Here is a 3,094-nt window from a genome sequence, read left to right as displayed (position 1 = left end):
CTATATCTTGTTTCCATTTCGGTTCAGACATTCAAAGACTTCCTTTTCTATTTTTAGAGTTTAGAAATTTCTTCCTAGTAAACTACATATTACTCTTTTTAAATTTAAATGAGAAGCATTACAAGCTATATTTAACTTTTATAAACAAAACTTAATATATCAGACATATTTGAAAAAATTATTTCGTCAAAGAAAACATTAAAATGCCCGCAGCGACTGCCACATTAAGCGATTCTGCTTGTCCAATAATGGGAATGTACAAATTTTTAGTGGTTCGTTCTAATAGTTCTTTGTCCATTCCATTGCCTTCATTTCCCATAACAATAGCAAAGACTGTTTGTGGTTGTATTTCTCGATAGGAAACCGCTAACTCATTTAGTTCCGTTCCATAAACTGGTAACCCTGAATTCTGGAATAATTCAAACCAATTAACTAAATCATCTTGAAAAATAGGCAAATGAAAATGACTTCCTTGCATCGAACGAATAACTTTATTGTTGTATAAATCAACTGTTCCTTTACCCAAAACTACTCCACCAAAACCTGCTGCATCTGCCGTGCGAATCATTGTTCCAAGATTTCCTGGATCTTGAACGTTATCTAAAAAAAGATAAGGCTTCTCTAAGATCGGTAATTCTGGAGTCGTATTTTTTTTCACAACAGCAAATATTCCTTGTGTCGTTTCTGTTTCACTTAATTGTTTAGAGATTTCTTGAGAGATAAGAATCGTTTTGTCCTCAGGCAACGAAGAAGCCTCTTCTTTTATAGAGTCTTCACTAATCATTACTTCTAAAATAACTGCTTGGTTTCTAATCGCCTCATCTATTAAATGAAACCCTTCAATTAAATAAGTACCTGCTTTTTCGCGACCTTTTTTTGTCTGTAATTTTTTCCATGCTTTTACGCGCTCATTTTTTGCTGATAAAATTGTTTCCATCTTCATAAAAACCTCCCGTTCATAAAAATCATTTGCTCTTTTATTCTACTAAAAAAACCTCTCTTTTTATAGAGAGGTTTCCTGTTTTTATTTTTAAAGTCCCAAATAAGAGGCAGGGTTAACTCGATTTCCATTTAAGTATACTTCAAAATGTAAATGAACACCTGTTGAAGAGCCGGTTGTCCCCATTATTCCTAGGTGTTGTCCTTGAGAAACTCTTTGTCCTGGAGCTACAGCTAAACTGCCTGAAACCATGTGAGCATAAAGTGTTTTCAAGCCATTTCCATGATTGATCGTTACATGATTACCCCAACCAGAATCGTAGCCTGAAACTTCAACCACTCCACCTTGAGCAGCTACAATCGCACCACTACCACCGAAGTCTGTTCCACCATGAAGTTTATGTTGTCCAGTTATTGGGTGGATGCGGTAGCCAAAATGAGACGTTACCACACCGTTACTTGGACGGATAAAACCAGACCCATTACTAGATCCACCAGTTGAACCACTTGGTTTTGTAGCTTCCACTGCTGGTGCTTGAGGAGTCTGAGAAGTTTGAGAAGTTTGATTGTTGTTATTTGAAGAAGATGTTAATTGTTCTTCTCTTTGTTTAGCGGCTTTCGCCGTAGCTGCTTGTTCCGCTGCTACTAGTGCTTGACGAGCTTGTTCAGCTTCAAAAATACGTGTTTTCTCTTGTTGTAATTCTTTAGATAAGACACTTGTTTTAGTAGCAACCACTTTTTGTTCGTTGATAAAAGTATTCTTCTCTTTTTCTGTCATATTATATTGAACAGCAAGTTGAACAATGTGATCATCCATTTCAGCCTTTTGAGCAACTAGATTGTTTTTAGTTACTTCAATACTGCTTTTTAATTTCTCTATTGCTACTTTTTCATTTTCTGCTTCTTTTTCATTTACTTCAAGTGTAGCTTTATCATTTTCTTGTTCCGTTACAATTTCTTTATTCGCTGACACTAATTGATTCACTACACCAACACGTCCAATTAAATCAGACAAGCTCTCAGCTGCGATAACCATCTCTACCATATTCGATGAACTGCCATCTGTTTGAATTACACGAGCTTGGTTTTCAAGTTTTTCTTCGCGTTGTGCAATTAATTCTTTAAGTTTCTCAATTTCTTTCTGTAACTTTTTAATTTTTTCTTTTGACTCTGACAATTTTTTTTCTTGCTCATGTAGTTTGATAACTACTTCATCAATATTTGATTGTAATTTTTTTACATCATTTTCTAATTCAGTTTTTTTTGATTCTAAACTATTTAGTTTACTTTCTTCATTTTTAATTTTAGAGTTCAATTCGTTTGATTTGGTTTCAAGTTCTTGTTTTTGCTTTTCTAAGCTTTGAACACTTTCAGCATTTGCCACTGTCGGCATTACAAAAGGACTCGCAAGCAACATCGCTGCAATTAATCCTGTAGTTAATTTGTTTTTCAAAAAAAAATACCCCCTGTAAATCTATCTAATCAATTTTTTCCAACTTAATAAGTATAGCATCAAAAGAGAAATTAAACGATACCTCTAAGGTAACAAATTCACGAGTAGTGTTACAAATAGATTAAATAACTCGTAGCCTTTCTACTCTTTATTCGGTACTTTTCACTTTAAAGTAAGGCTAGAAATTAAAACTCTTTCGTTATATTATATATTTAAGCCTTCCTATATCTAATGAAAAACCTATTTGATAAAGGTTAAGTAGATTAGTATCGGCGAATGTATCCATCATAGAAGGAGTTAGAAAATGACAAAAAAAAGAAAAGAACTACTTGTTGTGCTTATACTTATTTTATTCTTAATTACAGGTGGAATAAGCCTGCATCAACATAAAATTAACGTACAAGCGAAAGAAGCAAAAAAAATAGAAACAGAAATCAAAAAAGCTCTTGCAACCGCCAAATATAATGTGAAAGAACTCTATATAAATGATGACTATCAACTTTTAAGCGAATCTATTTCAAAAGTAAAAATAACTAAAGCTGAAGACTCTCTAAACGTATTAAATGAATTCAATCTGACTAAATCAAATGAAATGGAGTTAAAAAACTATTCACAAAGACTAGCTTCAGCCAAAAAAATGTACGCTATTCAACTCTCTATACATAATAAATTTACTAACGAAAAAATTACAAGTGACGATAT

The 3,094-nt window shown here is 33.1% G+C and carries 3 protein-coding genes; 1 reads left to right on the top strand and 2 read right to left on the bottom strand.

The window, feature by feature from the left end; genetic code table 11:
* Positions 1-178: 178 nt before the first annotated feature.
* On the bottom strand, positions 179-937 hold the full coding sequence (locus WBF61_RS08990) for a TrmH family RNA methyltransferase (RefSeq protein WP_424255809.1): 759 nt from the start codon (positions 935-937) through the stop codon (positions 179-181).
* Between the two features lie 93 nt (positions 938-1,030).
* Entirely contained in the window at positions 1,031-2,392 is a 1,362-nt protein-coding gene (locus WBF61_RS08985) for a peptidoglycan DD-metalloendopeptidase family protein (RefSeq protein ID WP_424255808.1), read from the bottom strand.
* A gap of 304 nt (positions 2,393-2,696) precedes the next feature.
* Here WBF61_RS08985 and WBF61_RS08980 point away from each other — a divergent pair.
* Positions 2,697-3,094 (top strand): hypothetical protein (locus WBF61_RS08980; RefSeq protein ID WP_424255806.1); only part of this gene is annotated, 398 nt, incomplete at its 3' end.

It is taken from the genome of Carnobacterium sp. (genome assembly GCF_049673005.1).
GTDB lineage: Bacteria > Bacillota > Bacilli > Lactobacillales > Carnobacteriaceae > Carnobacterium_A.
Note: the sequence above shows the minus strand (reverse complement) of the source record. Positions and strands in the feature narration are given on the sequence as shown.